Origin of the sequence: Kribbella albertanoniae, from assembly GCF_004348455.1 — a bacterium.
Classification (GTDB): Bacteria; Actinomycetota; Actinomycetes; order Propionibacteriales; family Kribbellaceae; genus Kribbella; species Kribbella albertanoniae.
Genome location: NZ_SMKA01000212.1, coordinates 1 through 16763, shown reverse-complemented (window position 1 = coordinate 16763; position 16763 = coordinate 1). Strand labels below are relative to the sequence as shown.

The window sequence follows — 16763 nt, the reverse complement described above, 5'->3', positions numbered from 1 at the left end:
GGGCCAGGTCGCGGCACCGGGGGTTCCGGAGGCGGTGTCCTGGTCAGGCTAGGAGGTGGTACCGGGAGCGGGGCCAGGCCAGGAGGGCGTGGACCTGGGTGATGCCGGACTGCTGGAGGAGTTCTACCGGGCCCTCGCGGAACTTGTAGAGGTTGGTGGCGGGGTCCCGGGTGGTGTTCCAGTTGTCGTCGGCGTAGGCCTGCATGGCTTGGCGGTAGCGGGGGTCAGGGGCGACCGAGTCCAAGATCAGCAGGTTCTTGAACCAGATCGAGTTGAAGGCGGCGCCGTTCTTGGCGAGGATCTCGCGGGTGTTGTAGAAGCCGAGGGAGGCGTTCGCGACCGACTTCGCGTCGCGCAGGTAGCGGTGGTCACCGGTTGCCTTGAACAACAACACGCCGGCCCCGAGCATCACGCCCTGGTTGTAGCTCCACTGCGTCTTCTCGATGGTCCCGGCCAGATCGATGTGGTCCCAGTAGAGACCGTTCGGCGCGAGCATGCAGTCCTGCGCCCACTGGTACATCCGCTTCGCCCAGGTCAGGTACAACCGGTCCCGGGTCAGCAGATACAGGTGCGCACCGAGCTCCGCACCCGGACCGTTCGACACGGTGTTCCGGTCCTGGCTCCACGGCGCCTGGGTCCAATACACGCCACCGGCACACGGGTGCGCCGGGTCGGTGTCCCACCCGTGCACGACCAGGGTGAAGATCTCCTTCGCCCGGGCGAGCGCCGTACGGTCGCCGGTGCGCTTGTAGTTCTGGATCAGGTGCAGGCCGATCCATTCGTTGTCGTCGTAGAACTTGTCGCCTCCGCCACCGAGCGGCGCGCGCACGTAGGAGTCGTACCCCTTCGGCGTCGTCGTCGCGTTCCAGTACGGCGAGTAGGCGTCGATCCGGCGTTCCGCCTCGGCGGACGCCTTGGGGCCGGAGCCCGGGATCCCGGCGATGTTCTCGGCGGCGACCGCGGCCTGCGAGTACGGCCAGATGTACGAGTAGGGGTTGGGGTGCTGGTTCGGATACTCCTCGAGCAGCAGGTCCTGCCCGGCGTTGAAGTACTTGTTGATCGCGTCGTAGGACGCCTTGGCGCGGGCCGCGTTGCTGGTCACGGCACCAGCCGTGGACGTCTGCAGCGTACCGACGATCGCGGCCGCCACCAGGCCGGCCACGATCCGAGTTGATATACCCAATTTCCTGCGCATCGACCGGCTCCTCTGTGGGCGGTGACGGATGACATCGATGTCATGTTCTAACTGGCGCAGGGAGAATCCGTCAATGGGTCAGCGGTCGACTGATCCATCCGCAAGAGTTGACATATCAAGTGGAGCAACCGGGAACGCGAGCCACGCGGACTTCAGATGCAGCCGCCCGCGGAGCTGATCGGCGCTGAGCTCACGACGCCCCTTCGACCCGATCGCCTCCACCCGAGCCGCGCGGCCACCCATCGGCCCGATTCCGGTACGGCGGATCACCCGCAGCGTGCGGATCGTGCCGACGTCGAACGCAGCCTGTACTGCGGCCGTCTTCCGCGTCACGGTCCAGGTCACGTTCGGATTCCCGTTCCCCGGGTACGCGTCCCAACTGTCCAGCTTCATCACCTGGTACGGGACCTGGCCGGCCGCGGTCGCACCACCGTTCGACGATGAAAACTCCGCGATGATCGGCTTCCCCTTGTACAACCGCACCTGCCCAGCGGTTGCAGTAATCGCGGCATTCGTCGCGTTCTTTTCGTCGTTGTAGCCGCCGTAGACCTGGCAGGCGATCGTGTCACAGAGGTCGTAAGCCCGCTTGGCACTGCGATTGCGATGGAAGACCGAGTAGGTGCGCGCAGCAACGGATTGCGCCTGCAACGCGGCCGGACGCCAACTGGACAAGGCCTCCCGCGGTACGACGCCGCGCAGGTAGTGCTCGAGCGATACGACATTGACCGTGTCCAGGTGCTTGCCCGGAGCATCGATCGCCCGCAGTCCGCCGCGATACCGCCGTACCGCACCGGATGGCAAGATGAGACTCGTCAGCGCCGGACCCTCGAACTGCGTCATCGACTGGAATGTCTTCCACAGCGTCCACTTGCGGGCCTTGGTGTTGTACGAGCTGACCTTGGTCCCGTGCTCACCGTGCGGGTCGATCGACCATTGGTTCCGCATCGATGCCTTAGGCAACGTGTAGAGCTTGTTCCGGGCCAGGTCGCGGATCCGCAGATTGTTGCCCGCGGCAACCCGTACGCCGTCGGTCGTGTCGGCGCTGATCCGGACCCGGATCCGCCCGGTCGCCTTCCCGACGGTCGTGCCTGGGTAGTAGAAGTCGAGGATCTGTTGCGCCGACTTCCCCGCGATGGCCGCGCCCTGAGCGCCGTACTGCGACATCCCGCGACCGTGGCCGAAACCACGGCCACTGATCGTGGTGTCCGCGCTGGCAGTCGGGTCGATCTCTCGAGCCTCGGCAGTCGCACTGACGGCGGTGCACGCGATGACGATGGCAATGACAGCACGTTTTTTCATGTGGCGCTCCGGTATTGGACGAGAACCGTACGGCGGTGTGCGTGGTACGTGAGCCAGCCGTGCTGGAACTTCTGCCGCAACCCGCCCTTCACCCTGTAGATGTCGGTCATCGGCAGGCCGACCCGCGACCGCTCCGCACCGATCGCGACGTACTTGCGGTAGATCAGGCCGGTCACCGGGCGAACGCCGTACGGCTTGGTCCAGTAGAAGCCGCCGTCGCGGAACGACTGCACCCGCGTGCCGCCGACGCGCCCGTTGTGGACCTCGGTGATCGGCAGGCCGAGACCTGTGTCGGGGCCGATGCGGCGGTAGCGCTGCCGGAAGACACCCGCGGTCGAATGGGCGCCGGTGGAGACCGAGTAGAAGATGTCGCGAGTCCCGAAGTACGTCGCCCAGCCGGTGCGTGTCTTGTGTTCACCCCAGAACGGTTGCCCGAGGCTACGGAATCCGATCGTCTTCGCGAACCGGTAGATCGGGGTCGAGACCGTGCCGCCCATCAGCGTCTGAACTCGTTGCTTCAGCCAAGGAAGTTTCGCGTACAACTGTTGCCCAGGGCATGCGGTTGCCTTGGTGTCGCGGTGGCCGGAGATCGTGTTCACCCGATGCCGGGCGAGCACGATACTGGCGGTCGGCGAGCGGTAGTTGGCGTCGAGCTTCCAGGCGATGACCCGGGCCGTTGCCTCCAGCATCGAAGCCGGTGGCGCGACCTTGTCGAAGTTGCCGATCAGCGAGACGCCGAACGAGTTCGCGTTGAACGACTCCGTGTGCGCCCCGAGGACGGGCAGCTGGGCGCCGCCGTACCGGCCCTCGAAGGCGCGGCCGAAGCGGTCGACGAGGAAGTTGTAGCCGAGGTCGCACCAGCCGCGACTCTTGACGTGGTACGCGTAGGTTGCCTGCAGCATCGCCGGGACCTGCGCCCGCGTGTAGTCGTTGCGATCGGCCGTGTGGTGCACGAACGCAGCCAGCACGGTCCTGCTGTACTTCGGTCGCGAGCAGCCCTTGTTGACGTTCCGCAGCCGCTCGTCGGCACCCCAGCGCTTGCGGCTCCAGACGTTCGGCATCGGGTACGGCGCTCGGCTCGCGGCCGGCCCGATGTCCTGCGCGTCCGGTGATTCGGCGCTGTCGGCGGGGAGCACGCCCGGTTGGATCAGGGTGACCTTCGCGCCCGGAATCGTCGTACCGGCGGCGTCGACCGCGCTAGCCTGGATACCCGTCGCATCGCCGACCCAGAGTGGCTCGGTGCCGGGGTTGCCTTCCGGGGTATCCGGGCCGTGGCCGTCCTCGACGTGCAGGTCCTGCCAGTCGGTCCACTGGTCGCCGTGCTTGACCCGGACCTTGGCCTGGACGTCCTGCACGCCGGCCGGCCAGGTGACACCGACCATCGCGAACGGCGTGGTCTCGGCAGCCACCGACGGTCCGGTGATCGCGATCTCCTGGTACGTCGGCTCGGCCGGATCGTCGGATGTGGTTTCGCCTGGCAACGCGTGCGGGGCGACCAGTGCGAGACCGGTCGCGGTGAGCGTGAGGAGTCGGAGGGTCTTGCTCATCGAACAGCCTTCCGGCGGGGGCAATGCGGTCGCTGGGCGGCGGTAATCGATTATGCGCGCTGAGTGACGGCATTCCGGGGATTACGGTCACCCTGCGTGGCGTGCCGGGCTTGCGATGTTCGGTAGGCTCGCCGTACAGCCCCAACGTTTGAAGAAGGCCGACATGGAATACATCCTGATCATCGCTGTGGTGGTGATCGCGGTGCTGGCGTACCGCTCGTACAAGCGGACCCAGCTGCAGTCGCGCAAGCAGCACGAGATCACCGCGGCCGAGCTCGAGGGGGTCAAGCGGACCGCCGACGAGGACATCACCCGCTTCGGTGAAGAGCTGCAGGACCTCGACCTGGACATGGTCGGCAAGGACCTCGGCGACGGCGCCCGGCAGGACTACCAGCGCGCGCTCGACGCCTACGAGTCGGCCAAGCAGGCCGTCGGTCAGGTGACCGAGGCCGAGCAGATCAAGCACGTCATCGAGATCCTCGAGGACGGCCGCTACGCAGCGACCTGCGTCCGCGCCCGGGTGAACGGCGAGCCCCTCCCGCAGCGGCGCCCGTCGTGCTTCTTCAACCCGCAGCACGGCCCGTCGGTCGAAGACGTCCAGTGGGCCCCGCCCGGTGGCGCACCGCGCGAGGTTCCGGCCTGCGCCGCTGACGCCGAGCGCGTCCGCGCCGGCGCCGAGCCCGACGTCCGCAAGGTCATGGTCGGCCCGCAGCGCGTCCCGTACTGGGAGGCCGGCCCGGCCTACTCGCCGTACGCCCAAGGCATGTTCGGCGCCATGGGCGGCGTGATGACCGGCATGTTCCTCGGCACCATGCTCGGCGGCATGTTCGCCGGCGGCGGCTACGGCGACATGGGCGGCGGCGACATGGGTGGCGGAGACATGGGCGGTGGCGACTTCGGCGGCGACATGGGCGGTGGCGACTCCGGCGGCTGGGACTTCGGCGACTTCGGCGGCGAGTAACCACCAGCACTTCCAAGGCCCCGGCAACCACCAGGTTGCCGGGGCCTTTTTGCATCAACGTGCAAAGCAATTCCACAGACACCAGCAACACCCGAGCGATAGTCTCCGGCTGCGCGGCCGTGGGGTGACGGTCGCCTTCCTCGAGGAGACCTCATGCGTTACCGCTCCCTGCTCCTGGCCACCGGCGTCGTCGCCTCCGGTCTGCTGATCGGCCCGGCCACCGCCGAGGCCACACCGCAGGCAATCACCGCCCACTGCTCCTGGATGCTCCCGGCCAACCTGACGCTGCGCGCGCCGAGGCAGGACATCTGGGTCAAGAAGGGCCCCGACTGCCCGAAGACCGCGAACACCGCGATGTGGATGGGCCGGAACGCGGTCGGCGCCGACATCTACGCATCCGGCTTCGGCGTCGATGGCGGTGGCTGGCTGAACATCGCGTACACCGCACCCTGCGGCCAGGCACTCACCTGGACCGGCTGGGAGGACGGCTACGCCCACGACGCGAACAACCGCCCGGTGGCCATCCTCCGCTCCGCCAAGACGCTCACGAAGTGCGGCGCCGCCGTACAGCTCACCGGCGTCCGCAAGAGCACCCGAACCACGCTCACCGCGCGCCCGACGTACTACAACGAGAAGACCGGGAAGTTCGTCCGCCACCACGGCCGCGTCCTCTTCCAGAAGCGCGACCTCGGCTCCACCACCTGGACCGACCTCGGCTGGGCCTACCCGAACGCGACAACCGGCGCCGCGTCCTACACGATCACCACCAACCGCAGCCGCGACTACCGCACCTACGTCCCCTCAGGCAAAACCGTCACCCACGCCTACTCCGCGACGAAGCGGGTGTGAGCTGTACATACGGACTGTTAGTAGGCGTGGCGATGGCGGCTGCCCAGGCGTGAGCTGGGGTGTCGGGGCGGCGGGAAGGTGACGTACTACCAGTTCTTCTGCACGGCCCTCTGTCAGCTTCGCAGGTGGAGGCGGCGGGCGGCTTCGGCTATGGAGCCGGAGACTGAGGGGTAGACGGTGAAGGAGGCTGCAACCTGGTCGACGGTGAGGCGGGCGGCGACGGCCAGGGCGATCGGGTGGATGAGCTCGGAGGCGCGCGGGGCGACGACGACACCGCCGACGATGATGCCTGTGTTCGGCAGGCAGAAGAGTTTGACGAAGCCGTCCCGGACGCCCTGCATCTTGGCGCGGGCGTTGTCGGACAACGGCACCTTGACGACCATCGCCGTACTGCCGCCGGCGTCGAACGCGGCCTGGGTGAGGCCGACGGTGGCGATCTCGGGGGCGGTGAAGACGTTCGCCGAGACGGTGGACTGGTCGAGCGGGGCGACGGCGTCGCCGAGGGCGTGGGCCATCGCGATCCGGCCCTGCATCGCGGCCACCGAGGCCAGCATCAGTACGCCGGTGCAGTCGCCGGCCGCGTAGACGCCACGGGCCGTGGTCCGGGAGACCCGGTCGACCTGGACGAAGCCGCCGTCGGTCAGCGACACGCCCGACTCGATCAAGCCCATTTCGTCGGTATTCGGCAGCGAACCGACCGCCAGCAGAGCGTGCGAACCCTCGACCTTCCGGCCGTCTGTCAGGGTGACGACGACACCGTCGCCCTGGCGCTTGACCGACTCGGCCCGGGACTTGCCCAGCACGGTCAGCCCGCGCCGCTGGAAGACATCCTCGAGTACGGCGGCCGCGTCGGCGTCCTCACCGGGCAGCACCCGGTCCCGGGACGAGACGAGGACCACGTCGCTGCCCAGGGCGTCGTACGCGCTGGCGAACTCGGCACCGGTGACACCGGACCCGACGACGATCAGCCGCTCGGGCAGATGGTCGAGCTCGTAGACCTGCTCCCAGGTCAGGATCCGCTCGCCGTCCGGCTCGGACCCCTTGAGCACACGAGGCCTTGCACCAGTGGCGATCAGGATCACGTCGGCGGCCAGCCGCTCGTCGCCGACGACCACCGTCTCCGGCCCGTCGAGGCGGCCGCGACCCTTGATGATCCGGATCTTGTCCGAGGCGAGCCGGCGCTCGATGCCCTCGGACTGGGCGGTCGCCAGCGCCTTGACCCGCCGGTTGACCACCCCGAGATCGACCGAGACGGAGTTCGCCGGGTCGTCGTCGCCGTCGTCGACCCGCAGGCCGAGCTCGCCGGCCTCCTCCACCTCCGTCATCACCTCGGCGGTGGCGATCAGCGTCTTGCTCGGAACGCAGTCGGTCAGGACCGCAGAACCGCCGATCCCGTCGGAATCGACGACTGTCACCTCCGCCCCTAATTGGGCGGCCGCACTCGCCGCTTCGTACCCGCCAGGACCGCCACCGATGATCACAACTCGCGCCACAAGAGGCCATTGTTCCGTATCCTGATTTCTCGTGACCCTGTACGCCGCGTTTGCGTCGAATTTGGACCCGAACCTAATGGCCGAGCGCTGTCCGTACTCGCCGCTGCGCGGTACCGGCTGGATCGTCGGCTGGCGCCTCACCTTCGGCGGTGAGGAGCTCGGCTGGGAGGGCTCGATGGCCACGGTGGTCGAGGACGCCTCGGACCCGTCCCACCAGGTCTTCGTCGCGCTCTACGACATCCACCCGAAGGACATCGAGCGCCTGGACGAGTGGGAGTGGATAGACCAGGGCGTCTACCGCAAGATCCAGGTCCGGGTGCAGACCCTGGACGGCGAGCAGCTGGCCTGGATGTACGTCCTGAACGCCTACGAAGGCGGCCTCCCCTCGGCCCGGTACGTCGGCATCCTCGCCGAGGCCGCCGAAGCCGCCGGCGCCCCCGACGACTACGTCGCCGAACTCCGCTCCCGCCCCTGCCAATCCTCCGGCCACTGATCTCTAGCGTCCGAACAACCGGAGGCGGGCCCTCCGATCCTTCGGACGTTAGCGGGGAGGCGGATTCAACGTCCGAACAACCGGAGGCGGGCCCTCCGATCGTTCGGACGTTAATGTGCGGGGGTGACTGATGAGCTGCGGGCCGCTGCCGAAGCCTGGCTGAGCGAGGACCCTGACCCCGACACCCGCGCCGAGCTGCAGCAGCTCCTGGACGCGGATGACACCGTCGAGCTGGCGGATCGGTTTGACGGGACGCTGGAATTCGGTACGGCGGGGCTCCGGGGTGCCGTCGGGGCCGGGCCGAACCGGATGAACCGGGTCGTGGTGATCCGGGCGGCCGCTGGACTGGCGGCGTACCTGAAGGCGAACGGGCTGACCGACGGGCCGGTGCTGATCGGGTACGACGCCCGGCACAAGTCGGACGTGTTCGCCCAGGACACGGCCGCCGTGGTCCGAGGCGCCGGGCTGGACGCGGTCCTGCTGGATCGGCACACGCCGACCCCGGTGATCGCCTTCGGCATCAGGCACCTCAAGGCGGTCGCGGGTGTGGTGGTGACGGCCTCGCACAACCCGCCCCAAGACAACGGGTACAAGGTGTACCTCGGCGACGGCTCGCAGATCGTGCCGCCCGCGGACGCGGAGATCGCGGCCGCCATCGCCGCGGTCGGCCAGCTGGAGTCGGTTCCGCGCGGCGACGACTGGCAGACCATCGGTGACGAGCTCCTGAACGCCTATCTGGACCGCATTGCCCAGCTGGTACCGGCCGAGGCGCCGAGAGAGCTGAACGTCGCTTACACGCCCCTGCACGGCGTCGGGCGGATCCTGGCCGAGGACGCAGTCGCGCGCGCCGGGTTCGCCGTACCGGCGGTTGTTGCATCCCAGGCCGACCCCGACCCGGACTTCCCGACGGTGCACTTCCCGAACCCGGAAGAGCCCGGCGCGATCGACGCAGCCCTGGAGCTCGCGAGGGAGATCGGCGCCGACATCGCCGTGGCGAACGACCCAGACGCGGACCGCTGTGCAGTCGCCGTACCGGGTCCCGACGGCTGGCGGATGCTGCGCGGCGACGAGCTCGGCGCACTGCTGGGCGAGTTTCTCCTCAGCAGCAGCCCCGACGGAGTGGCGGCGTGCTCGATCGTTTCGTCGTCGCTGCTCGGCAAGATCGCCAAGGCCTATGACGTCCGGTACGTCGAGACGCTCACCGGGTTCAAGTGGATCGGCCGGGTCCCGGAGCTCGTCTTCGGCTACGAGGAGGCGCTCGGCTACTGCGTCGACCCCACCGCGGTGAAGGACAAGGACGGCGTGTCGACGCTCGTCCGCGTGCTGGAGATGGCAGCCCGGGCGAAGGCCGACGGCAGAACGCTGCTCGACCTGCTCGACGATCTCGCCAACAAGTACGGCCTGCACGCCACCGACCAGTTGTCGGTGCGGGTCGAGGACCTGAGCCTCATCCAGACCGCGATGACGAATCTGCGCGCCACTCCCCCGACGACGCTGGGCACCCACAGCGTCGTACAGACCGACGACCTGGCGCAGGGGTCAGCAGAGTTGCCCCCGACGGACGGCCTTCGGTACACGCTATCCGAAGGCGCCCGCGTCGTCGTCCGGCCGTCCGGCACCGAGCCGAAGCTCAAGTGCTACCTCGAGGTCGTCATCCCGGTCCAGAACCAGGATGTCGCCGCGGCGCGTATCGCCGCGGCGAAGGACCTCGAAGGAATCAAACAAGCACTCTCCACAGCCCTGGGGCTGTAGATCAGTGCGCCGCAGCGGCCTCGGCCTGCTCGGCGCGCAGGGAGGCCTGCAGCGACGAGTGCAGGATGCGCAGGGTGCTGGTCGACTGCATCAGCGCGTCCCGCTCGTCCGGGTTCCGGCCGGCCAGGCTGGTGATGTCGTTGATGGCGGCGTCGATCCGGCTGATCCGGTCGGCGACCGAACCCTCCTGGCTGCTGGCCCGGCGGATCGCGTCGGACGTGACCGTCCAGACGTCCTCCTTGTCGTTGGTACGCCGGGACATGTCGACCATCTGGCTCAACGCGGCCAGATCGCTGGCGACCTGGGTCCGCTCCGCCGGCGTCGTGATCCCGGCGGTCGCCTGGCGAAGCCGGGTGACATGCCCGGACAGCTCCGACCAACTGCTTCTACCGCTCTGGATCTTGTCCAGCACCTTCGCGTACTCGGTGTTGAACTCGTCGTAGTTCACTGTCCTTGACTCCTGCCGTTCGACCGTTCGACTACAGAACTGTAGGGCGTGCGGATTCGAAACAAGTAACCACACGATCGCAGATCGTGTGGTTGTCGCCAAAACGCAACAGCCGCCTGGTACGGCAACGCGTACCAGGCGGCTGAGTTACGTGCGAATCAGGAGACCCGCGCCGGCGCGGATTCGTAGGTGTTGCAGCGCGCCGAGGTCGTGGTCGAACTCGTCGCGAAGAATCCGTGCTCCGACCACCAGCCGTGGTTCTTGTACGAGCCGTGGTCGCGCGGGTAACCCTTCTGGTCACCCGAGTGGTTCACCAGCCAGCGCCACTCGGTGTAGAGCGCACCGGTCATCGGGTAGAAGCGGCGGTTCGCGCCGATGTACGCCGAGCCCAGGCAGGACGCCTGCAGCTCACGACGACGGCTCTCCTCCAGCTTGGCGCTGTTGGTCTTCATCGCCCGCTGCCGCCACCAGGAGGCGTCCATGATGCCGGTCGCTTCCTGGATGTGGTGGCCGTACTCGTGCGCCATCGTGTTGGTCGCGTAGACCCGGGCGTACGTCGAGTTCTGCTTCCACATGCTCACGATGACGTTCGCCGGGAAGTAGATGTTGTTCTCGCAGTAGAACGCGCGGGACAGCGAGACGACGCCGCAGCGGGTGTTCGCGGTACGGGCCGTGGTGATGTGCAGCTTCGGGGCCGCGGTCGACCGCGCGCCGGCCTTCGCCAGGATCGGCTTCCAGGCGGCGTACAGGCACTTGTAGACCTGCGTGGCGTACTTGTTGACGCCGGCCACCGTGCGCATCGAGACGGCGACCTCCTTGCAGCGCGACGCCGGGATCGGCCCGGTCTTGTAGAGCTTGTTGTAGCGCACGATCTTGAGCGCCGACGGGCCGGTGTAGCCGGCCAACGCGGTCGGCCCGGCGTGCTCGTGCTCGTCGGCACCCGACTCGGCTGCCTGGCTGACGACGGGCACCGGGCGGGTGCCGGTCTCGGCCGTCGGGGCCGCCTGGGCGCCGGTCGGTGCGACAACCGCGAGACCGGTCAGCACAGCGACGCCGGCCAGGCCACGGGTGGTGCGGGAGAGGTTGACCATGAGCTCCACTCTCGAAAATTCAGGGACTGTCAGGGCCCATCCTGGGGGGACCGGGGGTTCATCCGCCGGTCGGGACACGAACTCCGACGTCAAAGATTCCGTCCCAGTTCCAACGAATTTTGGTCAGTGCCGGAGTCGTCCGCCGAGAAACGCCAGTTGGGCCGGTAGCATCCGCCGCCAATATCCGTGCGTGTGCGCACCTGCTTGCTGCCCGCCCGCCGCGCCCAGCTCGGTCCGCAACCGCGCGGCCGCCTTGGCGAACGGGTCGTCCCGTCCGCAATCGATGCGCACGGCAACATCCTGCAGACTGACCTGCCGGCCGAAGAGCTGACCGCCTTCGAAGTCCTCGCGGCTGTCGAAGGCGCCTGGGGCAACATCTTCGTAGCGCCGCCACACCGCGGGGCTGAGCGCGGCGACCGCGACCGCGCGCATCCCCGGGCGGACCCGGCGCTGCCACGCATGCAGGGCGGTATACAACAGAGCGCCGTACCCGCCCATGGACCAGCCGAAGACGCCGTACCGCGCAGTGTCGAGACCGCGATTCGCCAGCAGGGGAAGGAACTCCTGGTCGATCATGAACCCCGGATCCTCGTCCGTCACCCGGCGATGCCAGTACGTGTCCGGCCCGCCGTCGACGGTCGCCAGCGCGAACGGCGGCGACCCAGCCTGTACGGCGGCAGTCAGGTACCGGTCGATGCCGAGATCACGAACGGCCGAGGTGTGATCACCGCCACGTCCATGCAGCACCAGCGCCACCGGCAGGGCGTCGGATGCCTGATACCCATCGGGATAGAGGATCGAGTACCCCACTGTCGTCCGGCGACCGAACGACTCGAATGTGCCCGACACCACGGGCCCAGCCGGTACGTCGGGAACGACACCATCCGGACCGGTCAGCCCGAACACGTCGTGCACGCGGGCCCGGCCGGGAATCAGACCGGTTTCCAGACCGGCCACCGCCGCGACCCCTACCGCAACACCTGTGCCCAGTAATGCGCGGCGGGACAAGGCCATCGTCAGCGCAACAACGCGGCCACGCCGGCGACCACGGCCAGCACGCCGATCGCGATCAGCTCGGGCCGGGCCCAGTTCGTCTTGACCTCGCCACCGTCGACGGCGCCGTACTGATCCATATGCGCTTCGATCCGGGCCACGACCAGGTCCGCACGGGACAACGAGCTGTCCGGCGAGAGCTTGCGCCCGCCGACGCGCTGCTTACGCAGATCACGCATGACGAGCTGTACGCCGGGTGCCCGGAACCGGCCGGCATCCGTGTGCACGCGCAGGATGTCGGCGACATCGGCACCGCTGACCTGGTTCCACGGAATCACGCGGTCCCGCAGGTGATTACGCAGGACGATGTTCGTGGGGCTGAGAGTGACCGCGGGCCGGATCAGGCCGCAGTACGCGAGCACCATCAGGATCGCGATCAGGCAGCCGACCATGAGCCCGGTGGCGGTCCGCCACTCCAGCACGATGTCCAGCAGCCCGACCGCTCCGATGACGATCACGATCACGCCGGAGATCCGGTTGGACGTGGACAGATAGGTCTCGGTCTCGGCCTCGTTCGACTTCACCCGCACAACGTAACCGGTTGGCTCGATGAGCACTATGCTGGCAAGGGTGACCACTACCGACAACGGCGTCGACTCGCTGGCCGACGTGACCTCGTCCGAGGACCGGCTGCGCCGGTTCCTGCTCGGGCTGCCGGGCGTCGACCAGGTCGGCGCCGAGGCTCGTGCCGCCACGCTGAGCACCCGGTCGATCAAGACCACCGCCAAGGCCTATGCGCTGGACCTGGCGATCCAGATGATCGACCTGACCACGCTGGAGGGCTCGGACACCCCGGGCAAGGTGCGCGCCCTGTGCGCCAAGGCCAAGCGCCCCGACCCGGCCGACCAGACCGCTCCCCAGGTAGCCGCGGTCTGTGTCTACCCGGACCTGGTGGCGACGGCGAAGTTCGAGCTGCGCGGGACCGGGATCAACGTCGCGAGTGTGGCAACCGCGTTCCCCAGTGGGCGTTCGAGTCTGGCGATCAAGATGCAGGACACCAAGGACGCGGTCGCGGCCGGTGCCGACGAGGTCGACATGGTGATCGACCGCGGTGCGTTCCTGTCCGGGCGCTACGGCCTGGTCTTCGACGAGATCGCCGCGATCCGCGAGGCCGCGGGTGACGCGCATCTCAAGGTGATCCTGGAGACCGGCGAGCTGGTCACCTACGACAACGTACGGCGTGCGTCCTGGCTGGCGATGCTGGCCGGCGCCGACTTCATCAAGACCTCCACCGGCAAGGTGTCCCCGGCCGCGACCCTGCCGGTCACGCTGGTGATGCTGGAGGCGGTCCGCGACTACCACGAGTCGACCGGCCTGCACATCGGCGTCAAACCGGCCGGCGGGATCCGGACCGCGAAGGACGCGATCAAGTACCTGGTCACGGTCAACGAGACCGCCGGACCGGACTGGCTGGACCCGGAGCTCTTCCGCTTCGGCGCGTCCAGCCTGCTGAACGACCTGCTGATGCAACGCACCAAGCTGGCCACCGGTCACTACCCCGGCCCCGACTACTTCACGCTGGACTGATGAGGGCATGAGCAGATTCGAGTACGCACCGGCCCCCGAATCGCGGGCCATCGTCGACATCAAGTCGTCGTACGGGCTGTTCGTCAACGGCGCCTTCGTCGAGGCGACGGACGGCAAGCCCTTCAAGACCGTGAGCCCTTCGACCGAGGAGGTGCTCGCTGAGGTCAGCGAGGCCGGCCCGGCTGATGTGGACAAAGCAGTTCGCGCCGCCCGGAAGGCCTTCGAGAAGGTCTGGGGGCCGATGGCCGGCCGGGACCGGGCCAAGTACCTGTACCGGATCGCGCGGCTGATCCAGGAGCGGTCGCGCGAGCTGGCCGTGCTGGAGTCGCTCGACAACGGCAAGCCGATCCGCGAGTCGCGTGACGTCGACATCCCGTTGGTGGCCGCGCACTTCTTCTACTACGCGGGCTGGGCCGACAAGCTCGAGTACGCCGGTGCTGGCGCGGATCCGCAGCCCTGGGGCGTGGCCGGCCAGGTCATCCCGTGGAACTTCCCGCTGCTGATGCTGGCGTGGAAGATCGCACCCGCGCTGGCCGCGGGCAACACCGTCGTACTGAAGCCGGCCGAGACGACTCCGCTGACCGCGCTCGCGTTCGCGGAGATCTGCCAGCAGGCGGATCTGCCGCCAGGCGTGGTCAACATCGTCACCGGCGCAGGCCGGACCGGCCAGGCGCTGGTCGAGCACCCGGATGTGAACAAGGTCGCCTTCACCGGTTCGACCGCGGTCGGCCGCGCGATCGCGAAGTCCGTCGCGGGCACCGACAAGGCGGTCACGCTGGAGCTCGGCGGCAAGGCGGCGAACATCGTCTTCGAGGACGCCCCGATCGACCAGACCATCGAGGGCATCGTCAACGGCATCTTCTTCAACCAGGGTCACGTCTGCTGCGCGGGTTCGCGGCTGCTGGTCCAGGAGAGTGTGTACGACGAGGTCCTGGCGCGACTGAAGCGCCGGATGAGCTCACTGCGGGTCGGCGATCCGCTCGACAAGAACACGGATATCGGCGCGATCAACTCGTCGGCCCAGCTGGCGAAGATCCGTGAGCTGTCGCAGGTCGGTGAGGACGAGGGCTCCGAGCGCTGGTCGCCCGAGTGCGAGCTGCCGGCGCAGGGCTACTGGTTCCCGCCGACCGTCTTCACCGGGGTCTCGCAGGCGCACCGGATCGCCCGCGAGGAGATCTTCGGGCCGGTGCTGTCGGTGCTGACCTTCCGGACTCCTCAAGAGGCCGTGGAGAAGGCGAACAACACGCCTTTCGGGCTGTCCGCCGGGATCTGGACCGAGAAGGGTTCCCGGATCCTCTGGATGGCCAACCAGCTGCGCGCCGGCGTGGTCTGGGCCAACACGTTCAACCGCTTCGACCCGACCTCGCCGTTCGGCGGCTACAAGGAGTCGGGCTACGGCCGCGAAGGCGGCCGTCACGGCCTGGAGGCTTACCTTGCCCACTAAGGACAATGCTCGCCTAGAGGTCCGCAAGACCTACAAGCTGTACGTCGGCGGCGCCTTCCCACGCAGCGAATCCGGCCGCACGTACGTCGTCAGCAACGCCAAGGGCAAGTTCCTCGCGAACGCCTCCCAGGCCTCCCGCAAGGACGCCCGGGACGCGGTCGTCGCCGCCCGCAAGGCGTTCGGCAGCTGGTCGGCCAAGACGGCGTACAACCGTGGTCAGGTGCTCTACCGGGTCGCCGAGGTGATGGAGGGGCGGCACGAGCAGTTCAGCTCCGAGGTCGCCGCCTCCGAAGGTCTGTCGATCTCCAAGGCCCGCGCGGTCGTGGACGCGTCGATCGACCGCTGGGTCTGGTACGCCGGCTGGGCCGACAAACTCGCCCAGGTCGTCGGCTCCAGCAACCCGGTGGCCGGCCCGTACTTCGACTTCTCGTTGCCCGAGGCAACCGGCGTGGTCGCGGTCCTCGCCCCGCAGGACTCCAGCCTGCTCGGCCTGACCTCGGTGATCGCCCCCGCCATCGTCTCCGGCAACACGGTCGTCGCCGTCTCGTCGTACGAGCGCCCGCTGCCCGCCATCACCCTCGGCGAGGTGATGGCCACCTCCGACCTCCCCGGCGGCGTCGTCAACCTGCTCACCGGTTCAGCCTCCGAGATCGGCACCTGGCTGGCCTCCCACATGGACGTCAACGCCATCGACCTCTGCGGCATCGAGAGTGCGGACGAAGCCCGCGACCTGGAAGCCGCAGCCGCCGAAAACCTCAAGCGGGTACGCCGCCCCGCCCCCGAGGACTGGACCGAATCCCCCGGCCTCTCCCGCCTAACCCAATACCTAGAACTCAAAACCGTCTGGCACCCCATCGGCATCTAGTCTCCGGCCACCACTGGTGCCCGGAGACACCCACCGACGGCCGGAGACCTGTTGCCACAGGTCCCCCGCCACCACAAACTGTCTCCGGCCCACCCAACGGCATCTGGTGGCTGGGCCGGTTGGTGAGGCCGGCGGCCAGAGGTGATCGTTGCCTGGGGCTGACGGGCTTCGGTTGCCGCCAGTGCGGAGGCCTTCCACTGATCCATCGCAGTGGTTCGGGCTCCCCGGACGATCAGTCGCGGTGACTCGAGGCAGATCGGGTTGTCCGGGGCGCGGTGGGCCGGCGCTGGGGAGCCCTACCACCCGAAAACGACGGGTAGCACTCCCCAACCCGTCAACACGCAGGTACCAGGCGAGCGGCCCTCAACGGCCCCGATCCGACGACTGCAACTCACCTACCTCAGCCGAAGCCCGTCAGCCCGGGCAACGTCCACTTCACGCCACCGTCGTAACGTCCGAAAGACCGGAGGGCGGCCCTCCGCTCCTTCGGACGTTAATCACGGCCCTGGGCTAACGTCCGAAAGACCGGAGGGCGGGCCTCCGCGCGTTCGGACGTTAATCACGGCGCTGGGCTAACCGCGACGGGCTCGGTTGACGTCGCCCGAGCCGCCTTGGCTAGCCGGCCTTGGGGTTGCCCCTCGAGTTGGGGGGGTTGCCCACTGAGAATTTCGATGGGCAACCCCTCAGTTGGAGGGATAACCACTGAGGTGAGGGGTTCGCCGGAGGAGGCGGGTACCGGGCGGGGT

15 protein-coding genes are annotated in these 16763 nt (G+C 68.2%); 7 read left to right on the top strand and 8 right to left on the bottom strand.

Annotated elements, in window-relative coordinates:
- Positions 1-43: 43 nt before the first annotated feature.
- The 3 genes from E1261_RS32885 to E1261_RS32875 form a co-directional block, all read right to left on the bottom strand.
- Positions 44-1195: a glycoside hydrolase family 76 protein gene (locus E1261_RS32885; protein ID WP_132413527.1), complete on the bottom strand. Its 1152-nt coding sequence runs from the start codon at positions 1193-1195 to the stop codon at positions 44-46.
- Between the two features lie 78 nt (positions 1196-1273).
- Positions 1274-2494, bottom strand: a complete 1221-nt coding sequence (locus tag E1261_RS32880) for a SpoIID/LytB domain-containing protein (RefSeq protein WP_132413525.1) — start codon at positions 2492-2494, stop codon at positions 1274-1276.
- Positions 2491-4041, bottom strand: a complete 1551-nt coding sequence (locus E1261_RS32875; protein ID WP_132413523.1) for an N-acetylmuramoyl-L-alanine amidase — start codon at positions 4039-4041, stop codon at positions 2491-2493. The genes E1261_RS32880 and E1261_RS32875 overlap by 4 nt, the downstream gene beginning before the upstream one ends.
- Before the next feature lie 163 nt (positions 4042-4204).
- Between E1261_RS32875 and E1261_RS32870 the strand changes: the two genes are divergently transcribed.
- Both E1261_RS32870 and E1261_RS32865 read left to right on the top strand, forming a co-directional pair.
- The gene (locus E1261_RS32870; RefSeq protein ID WP_132413521.1) at positions 4205-5002 is read left to right on the top strand and encodes a hypothetical protein; all 798 of its coding nucleotides are present in this window, start codon (positions 4205-4207) and stop codon (positions 5000-5002) included.
- Between the two features lie 153 nt (positions 5003-5155).
- On the top strand, positions 5156-5851 hold the full coding sequence (locus tag E1261_RS32865; RefSeq protein WP_132413519.1) for a hypothetical protein: 696 nt from the start codon (positions 5156-5158) through the stop codon (positions 5849-5851).
- Between the two features lie 113 nt (positions 5852-5964).
- On the opposite strand, the gene E1261_RS32860 is transcribed toward E1261_RS32865, so the two are convergent.
- Positions 5965-7344: an NAD(P)H-quinone dehydrogenase gene (locus E1261_RS32860; protein WP_132413517.1), complete on the bottom strand. Its 1380-nt coding sequence runs from the start codon at positions 7342-7344 to the stop codon at positions 5965-5967.
- Between the two features lie 31 nt (positions 7345-7375).
- On the opposite strand from E1261_RS32860, the gene E1261_RS32855 reads away from it, so the two are divergent.
- Both E1261_RS32855 and E1261_RS32850 read left to right on the top strand, forming a co-directional pair.
- Entirely contained in the window at positions 7376-7837 is a 462-nt protein-coding gene (locus E1261_RS32855; protein WP_132413515.1) for a gamma-glutamylcyclotransferase, read from the top strand.
- A 123-nt stretch (positions 7838-7960) separates the two neighbouring features.
- Positions 7961-9589, top strand: coding sequence for a phospho-sugar mutase (locus E1261_RS32850; protein ID WP_132413513.1), 1629 nt, complete (start codon positions 7961-7963; stop codon positions 9587-9589).
- Between the two features lies 1 nt (position 9590).
- Here the strand turns inward: E1261_RS32850 and E1261_RS32845 are convergent, their stop codons facing one another.
- The 4 genes from E1261_RS32845 to E1261_RS32830 all read right to left on the bottom strand — a co-directional run bounded on the left by E1261_RS32845 (position 9591) and on the right by E1261_RS32830 (position 12705).
- On the bottom strand, positions 9591-10037 hold the full coding sequence (locus tag E1261_RS32845) for a hypothetical protein (protein WP_132413511.1): 447 nt from the start codon (positions 10035-10037) through the stop codon (positions 9591-9593).
- Between the two features lie 158 nt (positions 10038-10195).
- The gene (locus tag E1261_RS32840) at positions 10196-11128 is read right to left on the bottom strand and encodes a neutral zinc metallopeptidase (protein ID WP_132413509.1); all 933 of its coding nucleotides are present in this window, start codon (positions 11126-11128) and stop codon (positions 10196-10198) included.
- A 123-nt stretch (positions 11129-11251) separates the two neighbouring features.
- Positions 11252-12085: an alpha/beta hydrolase-fold protein gene (locus tag E1261_RS32835; RefSeq protein ID WP_238176568.1), complete on the bottom strand. Its 834-nt coding sequence runs from the start codon at positions 12083-12085 to the stop codon at positions 11252-11254.
- A 59-nt stretch (positions 12086-12144) separates the two neighbouring features.
- Positions 12145-12705, bottom strand: coding sequence for a PH domain-containing protein (locus E1261_RS32830; protein ID WP_132413505.1), 561 nt, complete (start codon positions 12703-12705; stop codon positions 12145-12147).
- Between the two features lie 46 nt (positions 12706-12751).
- Here E1261_RS32830 and deoC point away from each other — a divergent pair, with 46 nt between their 5' ends.
- From deoC to E1261_RS32815, 3 genes are read left to right on the top strand one after another with little or no spacing between them, the layout of a single operon-like run.
- On the top strand, positions 12752-13708 hold the full coding sequence (gene deoC, locus E1261_RS32825; RefSeq protein WP_202875232.1) for a deoxyribose-phosphate aldolase: 957 nt from the start codon (positions 12752-12754) through the stop codon (positions 13706-13708).
- Positions 13709-13715: 7 nt separating this feature from the next.
- A complete protein-coding gene (locus E1261_RS32820) occupies positions 13716-15152 on the top strand; it encodes an aldehyde dehydrogenase family protein (protein ID WP_132413501.1) in 1437 nt (478 codons plus the stop codon).
- Positions 15142-16017, top strand: a complete 876-nt coding sequence (locus E1261_RS32815) for an aldehyde dehydrogenase family protein (RefSeq protein WP_132413499.1) — start codon at positions 15142-15144, stop codon at positions 16015-16017. Before E1261_RS32820 ends, E1261_RS32815 begins: the two co-directional genes overlap by 11 nt.
- The last annotated feature ends 746 nt before the right edge of the window (positions 16018-16763 follow it).